The organism is Salinivibrio proteolyticus (assembly GCF_001996165.1).
GTDB lineage: Bacteria > Pseudomonadota > Gammaproteobacteria > Enterobacterales > Vibrionaceae > Salinivibrio > Salinivibrio proteolyticus.
Genome location: NZ_MUFP01000004.1, coordinates 153,533 through 169,618, shown reverse-complemented (window position 1 = coordinate 169,618; position 16,086 = coordinate 153,533). Strand labels below are relative to the sequence as shown.

The following is a 16,086-nucleotide window of genomic DNA, read 5'->3' as shown; positions in this document are numbered from 1 at the left end:
ATTGAGTATTTGCTTAATTGTAGAAAGCTTGAGTCAGGGGTGATAATAAATTTATAAAAAAATCCTTGTGCAAAGCGGCACCAGTGGCCGCTATCATGCACATTATTCTAGTTATCACATTTTTAACACTGACAAAACAGATGGTTGTTTATTTTGGGGGCAACGTAAACAACCCTTGCTGATATTGAGGTGTTACGCTTATGTTAGCGCGAGTACGGCCGCATAGACCAAGACCAAGCCACTGATCCCAAGAATCGTACCGACTTTGACCAAATCACGACTGTCGATGAAGCCGGTGGAATACGCCAAAGAGTTGGGCGGGGTAGATACTGGCAGAATCATCCCTAATGAAGCTGAGAAAGCCACCACGACGAGCAATCCTTGCATGCCACCCACATTCACTAGTGATGGCATGGAAGCGGCAATGGCTGCCGCAATAGGCATCAATAAGTTAGCTGTTGCGGTATTCGACATAAAGTTTGCCATGAGCCAACAAATAATGGATAGGGTGACCAATACTGTCATGGCCGTTAATACGCTGTAGTCCACGGCATGCGCTAATGCGGCAGCAAGGCCGGTTTCGTCTAGCGCAATACCCATCGCAATCCCGCCGGCGACGAGCCAAAGGACATCCCAATTAATCAGCTTTAACTCGGCCTTGCCCATGATCCCTGTCAGTGTAAACAACGCGAGCGGGATCACCGCGACCACATAGGTATTCATGCCATGTAGGCTGGTGGTTAGCCACAGCGCAATGGTCAGCGCAAAGGTGGCATAGACGGTATACGCTTGCCAACCTCGTAGAAATTTGCCTTCCAGTGCCAGTGTGATTTCGGTTTGTGGACTGCGGAATAAGCGCTGTAGTAACCACCATGCAAACGCCAATTGGATCACCACAAAGGGTAGGCCCATTTGCAWCCACCCCAGAAATGAGATGCTGTATTCGCCTGTGAGATACTGTAGAGCAATGGCGTTGGGCGGCGTCCCGATAGGCGTTGCGATTCCACCGGTATTGGCGGCCACTGGAATACACAAGACCAAGGCTTTAATCGCAGGATCGCCTTTCGGGAGTACACTCAAAATCGGTGCCAGTAGCGCCAGCATCATCACCGTGGTGGCGGTATTGGACATGAACATTGAGAACACGGCGGTGATAAGCATCAAACCCAGCATGATAAATTTGGGGTGCTTGCCAAAGGGTTTGAGTAATACGCGGGCAAGATTGATATCTAACTCATATTTGGAAGCAGCAATAGCCAGCGAGAAGCCCCCCATAAACAAAATGATGATGGGGGAAGAAAAGGCGCTGAGAATATCGGTATAAGGGATCAATTCGCCCCGCGGATGATGCGCAGTTTCGCCGCGAAACCAGTGTAAGCCTTTATCGGAGATCATCACCAATTGCAGAGTAATGATCAGCAAAGAGGTTGAAAATACTGGCACAGGTTCAAGAACCCACAGCAAGGCCGCCATCAAGAAGATCGCCAATAAACGGTGTTGAATCAAAGTGAGGTTGGCGATAGGTAACCAGTCGGTTGGAAGTAGGAGCAGCAACAATGGCAGCCCGAGCGAGACAAGTAACTTAGTAAAACGAGCATTGACCACAAATACGCCTCATAAGGGTTGATGTTGTGAGTGCGGGCTGACCATGCGCCAGCACGCCGATGCATCACAGGTGTATTGATGGGATCAATGATACGGATTTAAGAGGGAATTAACGGGAAAAATCTCCGAATTTGGCGACAAAAAAGGGGCATAAATGCCCCTTATCTCACAATTTTCAGCTGTTATGCCTGACGGTGCGCGTAAGGCTGTCCCATTTGTGTTGGGGTGCCGGGGGCGACGTCATCGTGGAACCGGACTGCTCCTGCTGGGAACAGGTTAATCACGGTTGAGCCGAGTTTAAATAGACCCATTTCATCACCCTGAGCGAAGCGGATAGCTTGTTCGCCTTCTGTCGGGTATTCCCAACGGCGAATGCTCCCTCCGGTTGGCGGGGTGACGGTTCCTGCCCATGTAGTGGCAATACTGCCCACAATAGTTGCGCCCACCAAAACTTGCACCATAGGCCCAAATTCAGTGTCAAAAACACACACTACACGCTCGTTACGGGCAAACAAGTTCGGCACGTTCTCTGCCGTCAGTGGATTGACGGAAAACAAATCGCCGGGGATGTAGACCATTTCACGCAACACGGCATCACATGGCATGTGCACACGGTGATAGTCACGCGGTGACAAGTAAAGGGTGGCAAAGTGACCCTCTTTAAACTGGTCGGCAAGGGCTTGATCGCCACCGACGAGTTCAGTCACGTCAAACGAGTGGCCCTTGGCTTGGATAATACGTCCTTGCTCAATCAATCCTGCTTGACTGACGCACGCATCGGCGGGGTAGACCAATGTCTCTGTATCGCCATCAATGGGGCGTAATGCGGGCTTTAGCTCTCGCACGAAAAAGTCGTTAAAGGAGCGATAGTAGCCAGGATCACTGACTTTGGCCTCACTCATGTCGACCTGATATTGCTTGATAAACCATTTGATCACAGCAGTGGTCAACCATCCGCCTTTGAGGCTGGCTAGTTTCCCCATCATTCGGGTAAGGGCATGTTTCGGCGCTATATATTGCAGGCCGACTTTCAAATCGTCTCGCACGGTTATGTCCTGAATGGTTAAAGAGTGTTATACGCGCCTTGCAGCGGCTAAGCCGCGCAGTGTAGCCAATCCGGTGACGAAGTGACAGAGGCGCGTTGTTAGATCAGTTTTGCTTGTTACGTGAAAACTGACGGTTATCTTTGGCTTCTTTCATGCTCTCGATAATGCGGTGATAGCTATCAAACCGCTCGACACTAATATGGCCATCTTCCACGGCTTGTCTCAACAAGCAACCTGGATCATCGCCGTGCTTACAATCACGGAATTTACAGCCACCCAGATAGTCGCGAAATTCGACAAAGCCTTGTGCGATTTGTTCCGGCTCTAAATGCCATAAACCAAATTCTCGCACGCCAGGGGAGTCAATAAGATCGCCCCCTTGGTCAAAATGATACAAACGCGCGGCGGTGGTGGTATGTTGGCCCAACCCTGAGTTTTCAGAGACGTCACCAATTTGCGCATCCACATCCGGTAGTAGCGTATTGACCAAGCTTGATTTTCCCACACCGGACTGGCCGACAAAGACACTCACATGTTGTTCGAGATGGCGTTCTAGCGCCTCCATCCCTTCGCCTGTATCGGCGCTTACCAATACGATGGAATAGCCAATATCGCGATAGATGTCGAGTAATTCGTCCACCATTTCACGTCCTTCACTATCCAACAAGTCGATCTTGTTGATGACGATCAGGGGACGAACATTCAAGACTTCGCAGGCAATCAAATAACGATCAACAATATTCAGTGATAACTCGGGCAAAATCGCGGCCACGATGATCACTTGATCGATATTGGCGGCAACGGGTTTCACGCCATCATAGTAGTCGGGACGGGTCAGGACCGATTGGCGTTCATGCACGGCCTCGACAACGCCGGCTATGCCATGCAGGGTTTCTTTTCCCGGACGCCAAACCACACGGTCGCCAGTTACCAAGCTTTGCACGGTACGACGCAGATTGCAGCGATGGATGATCCCAGTTTGCGGATCCTCGATATCAGCGTGCTGGCCAAATCGCGTGATCACACGTCCCTCGCGTGCATTTTCCAGCAGCGCGTCATCCCATTGCACATCATTATCTTGCTGTTTGATCCGACGTTGTTGGTTGGATCGCACGCGCCGTAGTTGGCCTTTGGTAAGCTTTTTCTTTTTTGCCACGATGACTCTTATCGGTTAAGTTGGCTTTCATATCAAGCACAGTATGATACATGGTTTACGCATAAAAAAGGCAAGTTCAATGGCGTTCAGTGAAAACAATTTAATCTGGATTGATCTGGAAATGACTGGATTAGATCCCGACACCCATAAGATCATTGAGATCGCGACAATTGTCACCGATGCACAGCTCAATGTGTTGGCAGAAGGGCCGGTATTAGCGATTTCTCAGCCACAAAGCGAACTGGACAAAATGGATGACTGGTGTACCCGCACCCATACTCAATCGGGATTAGTAGCGCGCGTCGAGCAGAGCACCATTAGTGAGCAAGATGCCATCGATCAAACTCTGGCCTTTTTATCGCAGTGGGTACCAGAAGGCGCTTCACCGATTTGTGGGAACAGCGTGGGGCAAGATCGACGCTTTCTGTATCGCCACATGCCAGCACTAGAGCGCTATTTCCACTATCGCACCGTGGATGTCAGTACCTTGAAGGAATTAGTCCGGCGCTGGAAGCCTGAGATATTGAATGACTTTTCGAAGCAGGGAACGCACTTAGCGCTTGACGATATCCGTGAATCAATTGCAGAATTACGGTTCTATCGCGAAAGGATCCTGACGATCTGATTTTATTTTCATCGATCTGGTGTTCTTTTGAGCGATCAAAAGAAAAAACCAAAATTTTGCTCGTCAGCACTTGCAACCCGGTTTTTTCTTCGTATAATTCGCAGCCCTAACGACGTGAAACGTCTGTTGAAGGCGACATTAGCTCAGCTGGTAGAGCGCAACCTTGCCAAGGTTGAGGTCACGAGTTCGAACCTCGTATGTCGCTCCAAATTAAAAATCGATCTGATGTGGATCAGGTCGATCTAAGCGACACTAGCTCAGCTGGTAGAGCGCAACCTTGCCAAGGTTGAGGTCACGAGTTCGAACCTCGTGTGTCGCTCCAATTTAAAATTCGATGTAACGCATCGGCAATGCGACATTAGCTCAGCTGGTAGAGCGCAACCTTGCCAAGGTTGAGGTCACGAGTTCGAACCTCGTATGTCGCTCCAAATTACAACTCGGTATAAGCGACACTAGCTCAGCTGGTAGAGCGCAACCTTGCCAAGGTTGAGGTCACGAGTTCGAACCTCGTGTGTCGCTCCAATCACTTGGTTAAACACCAGTGCAACGTTTTTTATAACGTTCTCTTTAATGCTGTGAAGCATCATTCCTGATTTTTCGCTAACTATTTCGTTAAACCTTTCTCAAGGCGGCGTGATAGCGCGGTTTCGTCAGTTATTGCACAGAGTTATCCACAGATCTATGCTTGTGGATAAACTAGTTGATGAATTCTTGCCGACGAGAGAGGGTGGTGAGATATTGATCAGGTCTCTTTTATTTGTAGTACGGTGCCGATCGACACACTTAAAGCCCAAGTTTCTGATTATTAGTAGTTTTTTGTGTTTTTCTTCCAGTTTACCTAACGCTTTTCCACAATCTTATTCACTTCCGTGATCTTGCTCGCTTAATGCACCGCCAATGTGTTTAACTATCAAGAAGTGCACCAAAATTGCGCTTGCTTGTATACTTTTCCACATTGTGTGAATACTGTCATCTTTCCGTGATAAACCGCTGGTTAAGCGTCTCTAGGCAGGCCTTTTTCGATAATGCGCACCAAGCGTTTGGTGCCAGTAGGTAAAAGCTGCACATTTAGTTGTAGTCGCTTTTTCTCTTGTTCGCCAAGTGCCCACTGAATATGTTCATCAACTAAGTCATCTTCACCGAGTCGTGCAGACAGGCTGTTGACGATATCTTCATCATAGGGGGCATTCCCCATCGCGATCGCGAGATTACGCCGCCATTTCCGTATGCCAATCCGTCGAATCGCTGACCCCTGCGTCAGGGACAAAAACGTGTCTTCATCCCAGTTAAAAAGGGTCGTGAGTGGCTGCTGCTCAAGGCTTGGGCGACAATGAAAATCGGCCTCTAGGGTTAATTCTGCATCGCGGTTAAATGGACACACCAGTTGGCAGTCATCGCAGCCATAAATACGGTTACCGATGGCATGACGAAACTCGAGTGGGATCACGCCATCGTACTCAATCGTGAGATAAGAGATACAGCGACGTGCATCGACCACGCCTTCTGCGACGATTGCTTGGGTTGGGCAACTGGTCATGCAGGCTACACATTTGCCGCACTGGTTTTCGACCGGTGTATCGACCGGCAAAGGAAGATCGACCAATAACTCGCCGAGAAAGAACCAAGATCCTGTCTCCTTGTTGAGGATCAGCGAGTGCTTACCTGTCCAGCCGAGGCCGGCTTTCTCCGCGAGCGGGCGTTCCAAAATAGGGGCAGAGTCGACAAAAGGACGATATCCGTATAGGCCCACTTCAGCCTCAATCTGTTGGCCCAACTTTTTGAGGCGGTTCCGGATCAATTTGTGATAATCCCGCCCCAGCGAGTAGCGACTCACATACCCCAGCGTTGGATTGGCTAATGTGGTGGCAAAGCCCGCGTTAGGCGGCAAGTAGTTCATCCTTACACTGATCACGCGTACGGTGCCGGGCACCAACTCTTGTGGACGCGCGCGCATCATGCCGTGACGCGCCATCCAATCCATCTCACCGTGATATCCCAGATCTAACCAACGCTGCAGTTGCGCTTCATGTTGCGTAAGATCAACATCCGTGATCCCCACATGCTGGAAGCCTAGCGCTTGTCCCCATTGCTTGATACGTTGGGCTAATTGGTTGAAATCAATTGAAGCATCGGGCGTGGGGTGCGACATAGCGAGAAATCCTGGGCCGTGAAGTGGTGCAAGCACAATGAATGGAGGCATTCGATGGCAGCAAGTTTACCACAGAGTTTTTATCGTGCAGAGCAAGTCCGTGAGGGTGAGATTGCCGTAGCGAAGGCCCTTGAGATCCCGATGTACCAGTTAATGCTCCGCGCCGGACAAGCCGTTTTTGACACGTTAGCGCAGCGTTATCCGAATGCCGCACGGATATTGATTGTGTGTGGGGTGGGCAATAATGCGGGCGATGGTTATGTGATTGCTCGGCTGGCTAAATCGTCGGGATTGAACGTTACCGTGTGGGCGTTAGGCGATCCAGAGCGGCTGACCGGGGATGCGGCCACTGCGTTTCAGGAGTGGCGGGATTGCGGGGGCACCAATGTCTCCAGCGCACCGACCATGCAACAATTTGATGTGATTGTGGATGCGATCCTCGGCACAGGCCTCTCCCGTGCGGTGACGGGGGATTATGCCGAAGCGATCTCGCGCATCAATCAAAGCCAAGTGCCTGTGATTGCCGTCGATATTCCCTCGGGGCTGTGCGCAGATAGTGGCTGTGTCAAAGGGTGTGCAATCAATGCGACCATTACGGTGACGCTGATCGCGCTCAAACAAGGGTTAGTGACCGGTAAAGCGATGTCACACCGAGGCGAGCTTGTTTTTGCTGGGTTGAATGTTGCCACCGCCTTTGGTCGTCAGACACAAGCTGCCGGCTGGCTGATGAGTGATGATCTTTGCCAACGGTATCTTCCCAAACGTGATCGCACTGCGCACAAAGGCCAGTTCGGTCGGGTGCTTTGTTTGGGCGGCGATCATGGTATGGCCGGTGCGGTGACGTTGTCAGCACAGGCAGCATTGCGGACGGGAGCGGGGTTAGTCAAAGTCGTGACCCAAGCGGATCACACTCTGATGTTGGTGACGCGTCAACCCGAATTAATGACCCAAGGTTGGGCTCCCGGGCAGTCACTGAGTGAGGCTCTGGAATGGGCGACAAACTTGGTGATTGGCCCTGGGCTTGGCAGCAGTGCGTGGTCTGACGCGCTGTGGAAAATCGCGGTTGGAGCGCGTGGTACTAAAGTGATTGATGCCGATGGACTCAATAAACTCGCCCGCCATCCGCAACAGCGAGACGACTGGGTATTAACCCCCCATCCGGGAGAAGCTGCTCGTTTATTGGGCTGTGAAGTGGCGGATGTGGAACTCGATCGCTTCGCCGCCGTCAAAGCTATCCAGACACGCTACGGCGGGGTAGTAGTACTTAAAGGCGCAGGCACGATCGTATATGATGGCACAGATTATGCTGTAGCCAATGTGGGGAATCCGGGCATGGCATCTGGCGGCATGGGCGATGTGTTATCTGGCGTTATTGGCAGCTTTATCGCTCAAGGCGTTGATTTATTTCATGCAGCGGCCATGGGCTGCTATCTTCATGGTAAAGCCGGTGACCAAGCGGCACTTGCCGGCGAACGTGGTTTGCTTGCCAGTGATTTATTACCCGAGTTACAGCGATTGATCGATTAATAAAGCCAACAGACGAGACGCAGTAGTAGCATGACCCAAACTTTTCATACCCAGTTGGCAGACGCCGACAGTACTGTTGCCCTTGGGGCAGCGTTGGCCCGTGCTTGTACGCAAAGCACAACCTGTTATTTACATGGCGATCTGGGCGCAGGAAAAACGACGTTTTGTCGCGGATTTGTTCAAGCAATGGGTCATACGGGTAACGTCAAAAGTCCGACGTATACCTTGGTCGAGCCTTACCAGCTCCCGCCTTGGCAGGTCTATCACTTTGACCTGTACCGCTTGGCTGACCCAGAAGAGTTGGAATTTATGGGGATTCGGGATTATTTCAATGAACAGGCGCTGTGCCTGATTGAATGGCCGGAAAAAGGGCAGGGCTGGTTACCTCATGCTGATCTTGATATCACTTTGCAGTATGACGGCGAGCAACGCACGGTGGCGCTGACCGCGAACACCGAAGTCGGTGTGTCGGTTATCAATCGCTTAGAATGGGATGACTAGCATGATGTGGCAGCGGCTATGCACCTTGATGATCGCGGGTCTGTTCAGCGTAACAGGCTGGGCCAATCAGATTGAAAATATTCGCGTTTGGCCTGCGCCTAATGAAACACGGGTCGTGGTCGATTTAGCGGATACGCCAGACTTTAGTTACTTTTCACTGACTCGACCTGACCGTTTGGTCATTGATTTAAAGCAGAGCTCGCTGGCGACCTCGCTCCCAAAGCCGGTCAAAGGCAGCGATATACTGACTAAAATTCGCAAAAGTAGCCCGCCTGCCAAGTCCACCTATCGATTGGTATTTGAGTTAAAAGACGCGGCCAAGCCGCACATCTTCGCTTTGGCTCCGGGTGGCGAGTATGGCCACCGCTTGGTGGTGGATTTGCCTCATCCTGATAAAGTCGATAAGAATAAACCCGACTTGAGTGCCGCGGAAAAGAAGCGTCGAGAAACGGTGGCCGCGTTGCCGTTTGGCACCGATGACATCGTCGTGGCGATCGATGCCGGTCATGGTGGCAACGACCCGGGCGCGGTTGGCCCGACACGAAAATTTGAAAAATACGTCACGCTGGCGATCGCCAAGCAAACCGCCGCCCGCATTAATGCGGTTCCTGGGATGCGAGCGGTACTCACGCGCACCGGTGATTACTTTGTCGATTTGAATCGGCGCTCAGAGATTGCCCGCCAGCACAAAGCCCACTTATTGGTTTCGATTCATGCCGATGGTTTCCACAAGCCTCAACCACGAGGGGCGTCGGTATGGGTGCTATCTCGTCGCCGCGCGAACAGTGAAATTGGTCGCTGGATTGAAAGGCACGAAGAGCAGTCCAATCTATTGGGTGGTGGGTCCTTATTAGCGCAAAACAACGAAGATGAATACCTCAGTCGCGCGGTGCTGGATTTGCAGTTCAGCAACTCGCAAAAAGAAGGCTATAACGTGGCGACTCGGGTGCTTAAAGAATTGGGTAAAGTCACCAAGCTGCATAAATCGAGCCCTGAGCACGCCAGTTTGGCTGTCCTCAAATCGCCTGATATTCCCTCGTTGCTAATTGAAACAGGGTTTATTTCTAATCCACAGGAAGAGCGACTCCTGTTCCAACGGGATCACCAGCGCCGGCTTGCCGATGCGGTCTATCACGGGATCCGTAATTATTTTGAACATTTCCCGCCCGATGGCACCTTATTCGCTGCCCGTAAAAATGGGGTAAAACATACTGTCACGGCGGGGCAGTCGTTGTCTTTGATCGCCAATAAATACCAAAGCTCGGTCGCGGCGATTAAATCCGCCAATGGACTAAGCTCCAACACGTTGCGGGTCGGGCAAGTGCTGTCTATCCCTAATGTCGATGTCGCTAAACTCGCCGGTAAGGGGGATAACGCTGCCTCTTCGACGCGTACGGTTACCCATACCGTGAGCCGCGGCGAGTTTCTGGGCAAGATTGCCGAGCACTATCAGGTGTCGGTCAGTACCATTCGCCGAGCCAATAGTCTGAAATCGGATACGCTTTGGGTTGGGCAAAAACTGTCGATTCCCGGTGCCACGACGCCGGATCGCAAGCACAAAGTCAAACGTGGCGAGTACTTAGGAAAAATCGCCGCGAATTATGGCGTGACCATTGAAAGCTTGCGGCAAGCCAACTCGCTGCGCTCTGACACCTTGGCGGTGGGGCAGACGTTAATCATTCCGGGAAGTTGATATGGCCATTCAGATTTTACCGGCTCGCTTGGCCAACCAAATCGCCGCGGGTGAAGTGGTCGAAAGACCAGCGTCTGTGGTCAAAGAGTTGGTCGAGAACAGTATTGATGCGGGCGCGACCCGTATCGATATCGATATTGAAAAAGGCGGCAGTAAGCTGATCCGTGTGCGTGATAACGGTAGCGGAATTAGTAAAGCAGATTTGCAGTTGGCGTTAAGCCGTCATGCCACCTCAAAAATCCACACCTTGGATGATCTCGAAGCGATCATGAGTTTAGGCTTTCGTGGCGAGGCGCTGGCGAGTATCAGCTCCGTTTCTCGCCTGACCATCACCTCGCGTCCTGCTGAACAGCAAGAAGCGTGGTCAGCGTATGCCGAAGGCCGTGATATGGCCGTGAGTGTTAAGCCTGCGGCGCATCCTGTGGGGTGTACCGTGGAAGTGGTTGACTTGTTTTTCAATACACCCGCACGACGTAAGTTTCTACGTACCGAGAAAACCGAATTTGGCCATATTGATGAGCTGTTGCGCCGTATTGCACTGAGCCGTTTCGATATCACCATTAACTTGCGTCACAACGGTACGCCTGTGCGTCAGTATCGGCGAGTGCCTGAACAGGGCGATCCAGTACGTCGTCTCAAAGCGGTGTGTGGGCAAAAGTTTGTTGATCATGCGTTGCGCGTGGAGCTGACCCATCATGATATGACGCTTCGGGGATGGATTTGTACGCCAGAAGGTGCGCGTCAGCAAAACGATATGCAGCACTGCTTTGTCAATCAGCGGATGATGAAAGACAAGCTGATTAACCATGCGATTCGTCAAGGCTATGAGCAAAGCCTTGCCCCTGACCAATATGCGGCGTTTGTTCTTTACATTGATGTGGATCCGCACCAAGTGGATGTGAATGTACACCCCGCGAAGCATGAAGTGCGATTCCATCAAGCCCGCTTGGTGCATGACTTTATGTTCCAAGCCATTTTTGATGCGTTACAGCAGGCCAGTTCCCCCGCCTTAGAGGGAGTGGACAATGAAACCGGTGAGGTCCGCGAACAGGCTAGCTATCAGACACGGCCATCTGCGGTGGCCAGTGATTACCAAACCGCGGTGAACCGTTTTCCCGATTATCCCGGCCAGCGCACGGAACCAGCCCGCGAGGGTGGGCAATCAGGCGAATGGTCGGGGAGTCGCGCGTTTTCCTCGCAACCCGCGCCACCATCCAAAAAGGCGACACAAGCGTATCAGGCACTGATGACGCCTTACGCGTCAGAACAAAAGCCGCACGCGCAGACCACACTCTCTGAAACATCAGCCCCAGCCGCGTCTGAGGCTGTGCCAACGGTGGAGACAGCGGTCGCCGATGTCAGCGATCGGCCCGCTCGTACAGAAAGCGGGTTAGGCAAAGTGCTTGCCGTGACTCACGGTCACTATGTACTGATCGCACACGGTGATGCATTGTGGCTGGCGGACTATCAAGCCTTGCAGACATGGCGTCAGCAGGGAGCGTTGCGACCCGCCCTTGATGAAGGGTTAGTAGCACAGCCGCTATTGATCCCGCAGCGGATGTCGGCGTCGCCTCAAGAATGTGAGGTGGTTGAGCACTATCAAACCTTATTAGGGCGCTTTGGGATCCATATAAAGGTAAAAGGACAACAGTTGATGGTCATGACAGTGTGTCAGCCACTGCGCCAGTCCAACCTTCAAGCTTTTATTCCTGACTTGTTGGCATTTTTATTGTCATTAACCCCAGATCAACCCCATGAAGATCACAGCTCAAGCATGTGGAGTTGGCTGGCAAAGCAGTTGACAGTAGCATCGGATCACGTCAGCCTTGCGCAAGCGGTACAGACCGTTTCGGAAATTGAACAATATTGGCAGGGCGAGGCGTTACAGCATGGCTATCAGCGCGTGTTTAAACGTCTTGACTTGACCACAGCGATAGAAGCATTACAGCATGACTAATCCGTTGCCCAAGGCCATTTTTCTGATGGGGCCGACTGCCTCAGGAAAAACGGATCTGGCTATAGCGTTACGTAAAACATTGCCGGTGGAAATTATTAGTGTGGATTCGGCATTGATTTACCGCGGTATGGACATTGGTACTGCCAAACCAACGGCTGATGAATTGGCTCAGGCCCCGCATCGCCTAATTGATATTCGCGATCCGTCGCAAGCCTATTCGGCGGCCGACTTTCGTGACGATGCGCTCACCGCGATGTCAGAGATTGTTGCCCAAGGCAAAATCCCGCTGCTGGTGGGGGGCACAATGTTGTACTTTAAAGCGTTGCTCGAGGGATTATCACCGCTACCCAGTGCAGATCCTGAGGTGCGCGACGCGATTGAACAAGAGGCGCAGCAGCACGGTTGGGAGGCATTGCATCAGCAGTTATGCCATATTGATCCTGTTGCGGGCGCGCGGATCCACCCTAATGATCCGCAGCGTATCATGCGTGCGTTAGAAGTATTCCGGATTTCCGGACACACATTAACGGCGCTAACTGAGAAAAAAGGTGATCCTTTGCCGTATCAGGTTCACCAATTCGCAATCACTCCTCAGGATCGAGGGGAGTTGCATCGCCGCATCGAACTTCGCTTTGCCAAGATGGTCGAGGCGGGGTTTGAACAGGAGGTACGCACGCTGTACGAAAGAGGTGATCTGCATCCGGATTTACCGTCGATTCGTTGCGTGGGGTATCGCCAGATGTGGGATTATTTGGCCGGACGCTGCACCCATGAAGAAGCCGTTTATCGTGGGATTTGCGCGACGCGCCAGTTGGCCAAACGTCAGATTACTTGGCTTCGCGGCTGGGAAAATGTGACTTGGCTTGATAGTGACTCGCCGTCACTATCTTTACAAACGGTGACAAAAGCGTTGGCGGCAGAGACAGAGACTTAATGTATACTGTCCCTGACAAGGACGCTGCTTAACCGCTTAGATTGACTACAATTACAAACAAATAAGGAAAAGAAATAATGGCTAAGGGGCAATCATTACAAGACCCATTCTTAAATGCGCTACGTCGTGAGCGTATTCCCGTTTCCATTTACTTGGTGAATGGCATTAAGTTGCAAGGCCAGATTGAATCGTTTGATCAATTCGTGATTCTGCTGAAAAACACGGTTAACCAGATGGTGTATAAGCACGCGATCTCAACCGTCGTGCCTGCACGTCCAGTCAGCCACCATAACAATAACCAGGGTTCTGCCGAGCGTTCACACGGTGATCGTCAGCAGGATAAACCTGAGGAGTGAGCATTCATTTGCTAAGGAGCTGTTTGCTTGTTTGACCGTTACGAGGCCGGTGAACAGGCTGTACTCGTTCATATCAATTTTACCCATGATGGCGAGTGGGACGATCTCAGCGAATTTCAAATGCTGGTATCGTCCTCGGGTGTCGATGCCTTGCAAGTTGTTGTCGGCAGCCGTCAGTCACCACATCCTAAGTATTTTGTCGGTGAGGGTAAGGCGCAAGAAGTCGCCGACACCGTACGCCAAGTCGGTGCGGATGTCGTGATCTTCAATCACGCATTATCACCGGCGCAAGAGCGTAACTTGGAACAATTATTTAAATGTCGAGTGTTAGACCGAACCGGCTTGATCCTCGACATCTTTGCCCAACGTGCACGCACCCATGAGGGTAAGTTGCAGGTAGAGCTGGCCCAGCTACGCCACCTGTCAACGCGTTTGGTGCGAGGCTGGACTCACCTTGAGCGGCAAAAAGGTGGGATTGGCTTGCGCGGGCCGGGTGAAACCCAGTTGGAAACTGACCGTCGATTATTGCGAGATCGGGTAAAAGCGATTCTTCGTCGGTTGGAAAAAGTCGCCAAGCAGCGAGAGCAGGGGCGTCGTGCGCGAGCGCGCGCGGAAGTGCCCACTATCTCACTCGTAGGCTATACCAACGCTGGGAAATCAACGTTATTTAACCGCATCACTGAAGCGGGTGTGTATGCCGCGGATCAGTTGTTTGCCACCCTCGATCCGACCTTACGTCGGATTGAAGTGGAGGATGTTGGTCCCTCAATTCTTGCCGACACGGTGGGCTTTATTCGCCACCTGCCGCACGATTTGGTGGCTGCATTTAAAGCAACCTTGCAAGAAACCCAAGAAGCGGACTTGCTGCTGCACGTGGTCGATGCCAGTGATGACAGGTACCGTGACAATATGGAAGCGGTCAACAGCGTGCTAGAAGAAATTGACGCCGCTGATGTGCCTCGTCTGATTGTCATGAACAAAATCGATAGTCTAGAACGCGCTGAACCTCGTATTGAACGAGACGACGAGGGGATCCCACAAGCGGTATGGGTCTCGGCGCTATCCGGACAAGGAATTTCGCTGATATTTGAAGCCCTCACCGAGCGTTTGGCTGGCACCATGGTGAAACATCGCCTGCGGTTGCCACCAAGCATAGCGGGCCGAATGCACAGTAAGTTTTGTCAGATGCGCTGCATTGTACACGAGGAGTACCAAGACGATGGTCACTTACTCGTTGATGTGCGTTTGCCACAAACAGATTGGTATCGGCTGGAAAAAAGAGAAGGCAGTCACCTTGGCGACTTTATCGTCAGCGACTAGGCTGCTAAAGTAAAAAACTATCGTCAGATCAATTTGATGGAGAGCGCGAATGGCGTGGAATGAGCCAGGAAACAATGGCGGTCCCGATAAAGACCCCTGGGGCAATCGTGGTGGCCGGAATCAAGGCCCACCGGATCTTGATGAACTATTTAATAAGCTAAGCCGCAAACTCGGTGGCTTAGGCGGTGGAGGCCGTAAAGGCAAAGGTCCATCCTTTGGAGGTGGCGTCGCCGGTCTGGGTGTACTAGCACTGATTGGCGCAATTGTTTGGGGGATCTCTGGGTTCTACACCATCGGCGAAGCCGAGCGGGGTGTGGTGCTGCGTTTTGGACAATATGACCGGATCGTGCAGCCTGGTTTGAACTGGAAACCTACCTTTGTGGATACAGTCAGCACCGTCAACGTTGAATCTATCCGTTCTCTGAACAGCTCGGGCCTTATGCTGACTAAAGACGAGAACGTGGTGAACGTTGAAATGGACGTCCAGTACCGCGTGATGGATCCACAGCAATATCTTTACAGTGTAACCAATGCTGACGATAGCCTGCGTCAAGCCACAGATTCAGCGCTTCGTGCGGTGGTCGGTGACTCCTTGATGGACGATATCATCACCCGTGGTCGTCAAGAAGTGCGTGAGCGTACCCAAGTAGAACTCAACAAAATCATCGACAAGTACGATATGGGACTGTTGGTGGTAGATGTGAACTTCCAATATGCGCGCCCACCGGAGCAAGTGAAAGACGCATTTGATGATGCGATTGCAGCACGAGAGGATGAAGCGCGCTTTATCCGTGAAGCTGAAGCGTATCGTAATGACGTATTGCCAAAAGCAACCGGTCGTGCGGAAACCTTGAAAAAAGCCGCATTGGGTTACAAAGAGCGTACGGTTAACGAAGCTCAAGGTGAAGTGTCTCAATTTGAGAAACTCTTGCCTGAGTATCGTGAAGCCCCACGTGTGACGCGTAATCGTCTGTATATTCAGACCATGGAAGAAGTCTACAGCAACACCAGTAAGGTGATGGTGGATTCGCAAAGCGGCAACAGCAATCTGTTATATCTCCCACTCGATAAGCTAATGGGAGGCGCAGCCGTTGGACCGAACCAGCGTAAAGAGACGTCGAGCAGCCAATATGGTATTGAGCTTGAACAAAGCGCACAGCCAACCCAGCAAGAGTCGGCGCCGCGTTCTGGTTCATCACGAGAAGGGAGATACTAAG

13 protein-coding genes and 4 tRNA genes are annotated in these 16,086 nt (G+C 51.6%); 13 read left to right on the top strand and 4 right to left on the bottom strand.

Annotation, left to right across the window (positions count from 1 at the left end; all coding sequences use genetic code 11):
• Positions 1–198 precede the first annotated feature (198 nt).
• The 3 genes from BZJ19_RS04200 to rsgA form a co-directional block, all read right to left on the bottom strand.
• Entirely contained in the window at positions 199–1,605 is a 1,407-nt protein-coding gene (locus BZJ19_RS04200) for an SLC13 family permease (RefSeq protein ID WP_077674695.1), read from the bottom strand.
• A 182-nt stretch (positions 1,606–1,787) separates the two neighbouring features.
• A complete protein-coding gene (asd, locus tag BZJ19_RS04195; protein ID WP_077674694.1) occupies positions 1,788–2,651 on the bottom strand; it encodes an archaetidylserine decarboxylase in 864 nt (287 codons plus the stop codon).
• 103 nt (positions 2,652–2,754) lie between these two features.
• On the bottom strand, positions 2,755–3,807 hold the full coding sequence (gene rsgA, locus BZJ19_RS04190; protein WP_077674693.1) for a small ribosomal subunit biogenesis GTPase RsgA: 1,053 nt from the start codon (positions 3,805–3,807) through the stop codon (positions 2,755–2,757).
• A 79-nt stretch (positions 3,808–3,886) separates the two neighbouring features.
• On the opposite strand from rsgA, the gene orn reads away from it, so the two are divergent.
• From orn to BZJ19_RS04165, 5 genes are all read left to right on the top strand, one after another.
• On the top strand, positions 3,887–4,432 hold the full coding sequence (gene orn / locus BZJ19_RS04185; RefSeq protein WP_077674692.1) for an oligoribonuclease: 546 nt from the start codon (positions 3,887–3,889) through the stop codon (positions 4,430–4,432).
• 132 nt (positions 4,433–4,564) lie between these two features.
• A tRNA-Gly gene (locus BZJ19_RS04180) sits at positions 4,565–4,640 on the top strand.
• A gap of 38 nt (positions 4,641–4,678) precedes the next feature.
• Positions 4,679–4,754 (top strand) — tRNA-Gly (locus tag BZJ19_RS04175).
• 30 nt (positions 4,755–4,784) lie between these two features.
• Positions 4,785–4,860, top strand: a tRNA-Gly gene (locus BZJ19_RS04170).
• 18 nt (positions 4,861–4,878) lie between these two features.
• A tRNA-Gly gene (locus tag BZJ19_RS04165) sits at positions 4,879–4,954 on the top strand.
• A 472-nt stretch (positions 4,955–5,426) separates the two neighbouring features.
• On the opposite strand, the gene queG is transcribed toward BZJ19_RS04165, so the two are convergent.
• On the bottom strand, positions 5,427–6,554 hold the full coding sequence (gene queG, locus BZJ19_RS04160; RefSeq protein ID WP_157891156.1) for a tRNA epoxyqueuosine(34) reductase QueG: 1,128 nt from the start codon (positions 6,552–6,554) through the stop codon (positions 5,427–5,429).
• A gap of 81 nt (positions 6,555–6,635) precedes the next feature.
• On the opposite strand from queG, the gene BZJ19_RS04155 reads away from it, so the two are divergent.
• The 8 genes from BZJ19_RS04155 (at position 6,636) to hflK (ending at position 16,085) form a co-directional block, all read left to right on the top strand.
• Positions 6,636–8,108, top strand: a complete 1,473-nt coding sequence (locus BZJ19_RS04155) for a bifunctional ADP-dependent NAD(P)H-hydrate dehydratase/NAD(P)H-hydrate epimerase (protein ID WP_077457579.1) — start codon at positions 6,636–6,638, stop codon at positions 8,106–8,108.
• 30 nt (positions 8,109–8,138) lie between these two features.
• A complete protein-coding gene (gene tsaE, locus BZJ19_RS04150; protein WP_069589718.1) occupies positions 8,139–8,609 on the top strand; it encodes a tRNA (adenosine(37)-N6)-threonylcarbamoyltransferase complex ATPase subunit type 1 TsaE in 471 nt (156 codons plus the stop codon).
• Position 8,610: 1 nt separating this feature from the next.
• Positions 8,611–10,302 carry a LysM peptidoglycan-binding domain-containing protein gene (locus BZJ19_RS04145; RefSeq protein WP_077674690.1) on the top strand — a complete coding sequence of 564 codons (1,692 nt, stop codon included), beginning with the start codon at positions 8,611–8,613 and terminating at the stop codon, positions 10,300–10,302.
• Between the two features lies 1 nt (position 10,303).
• The gene (mutL, locus tag BZJ19_RS04140; RefSeq protein WP_077674689.1) at positions 10,304–12,259 is read left to right on the top strand and encodes a DNA mismatch repair endonuclease MutL; all 1,956 of its coding nucleotides are present in this window, start codon (positions 10,304–10,306) and stop codon (positions 12,257–12,259) included.
• Positions 12,252–13,193, top strand: a complete 942-nt coding sequence (gene miaA / locus BZJ19_RS04135) for a tRNA (adenosine(37)-N6)-dimethylallyltransferase MiaA (protein ID WP_077674688.1) — start codon at positions 12,252–12,254, stop codon at positions 13,191–13,193. Before mutL ends, miaA begins: the two co-directional genes overlap by 8 nt.
• A gap of 77 nt (positions 13,194–13,270) precedes the next feature.
• Entirely contained in the window at positions 13,271–13,549 is a 279-nt protein-coding gene (gene hfq, locus BZJ19_RS04130) for an RNA chaperone Hfq (RefSeq protein WP_069589712.1), read from the top strand.
• A 27-nt stretch (positions 13,550–13,576) separates the two neighbouring features.
• Positions 13,577–14,869, top strand: coding sequence for a ribosome rescue GTPase HflX (gene hflX, locus BZJ19_RS04125; RefSeq protein WP_077674687.1), 1,293 nt, complete (start codon positions 13,577–13,579; stop codon positions 14,867–14,869).
• Positions 14,870–14,918: 49 nt separating this feature from the next.
• A complete protein-coding gene (gene hflK, locus BZJ19_RS04120) occupies positions 14,919–16,085 on the top strand; it encodes an FtsH protease activity modulator HflK (RefSeq protein WP_069589710.1) in 1,167 nt (388 codons plus the stop codon).
• Position 16,086: the final 1 nt, after the last annotated feature.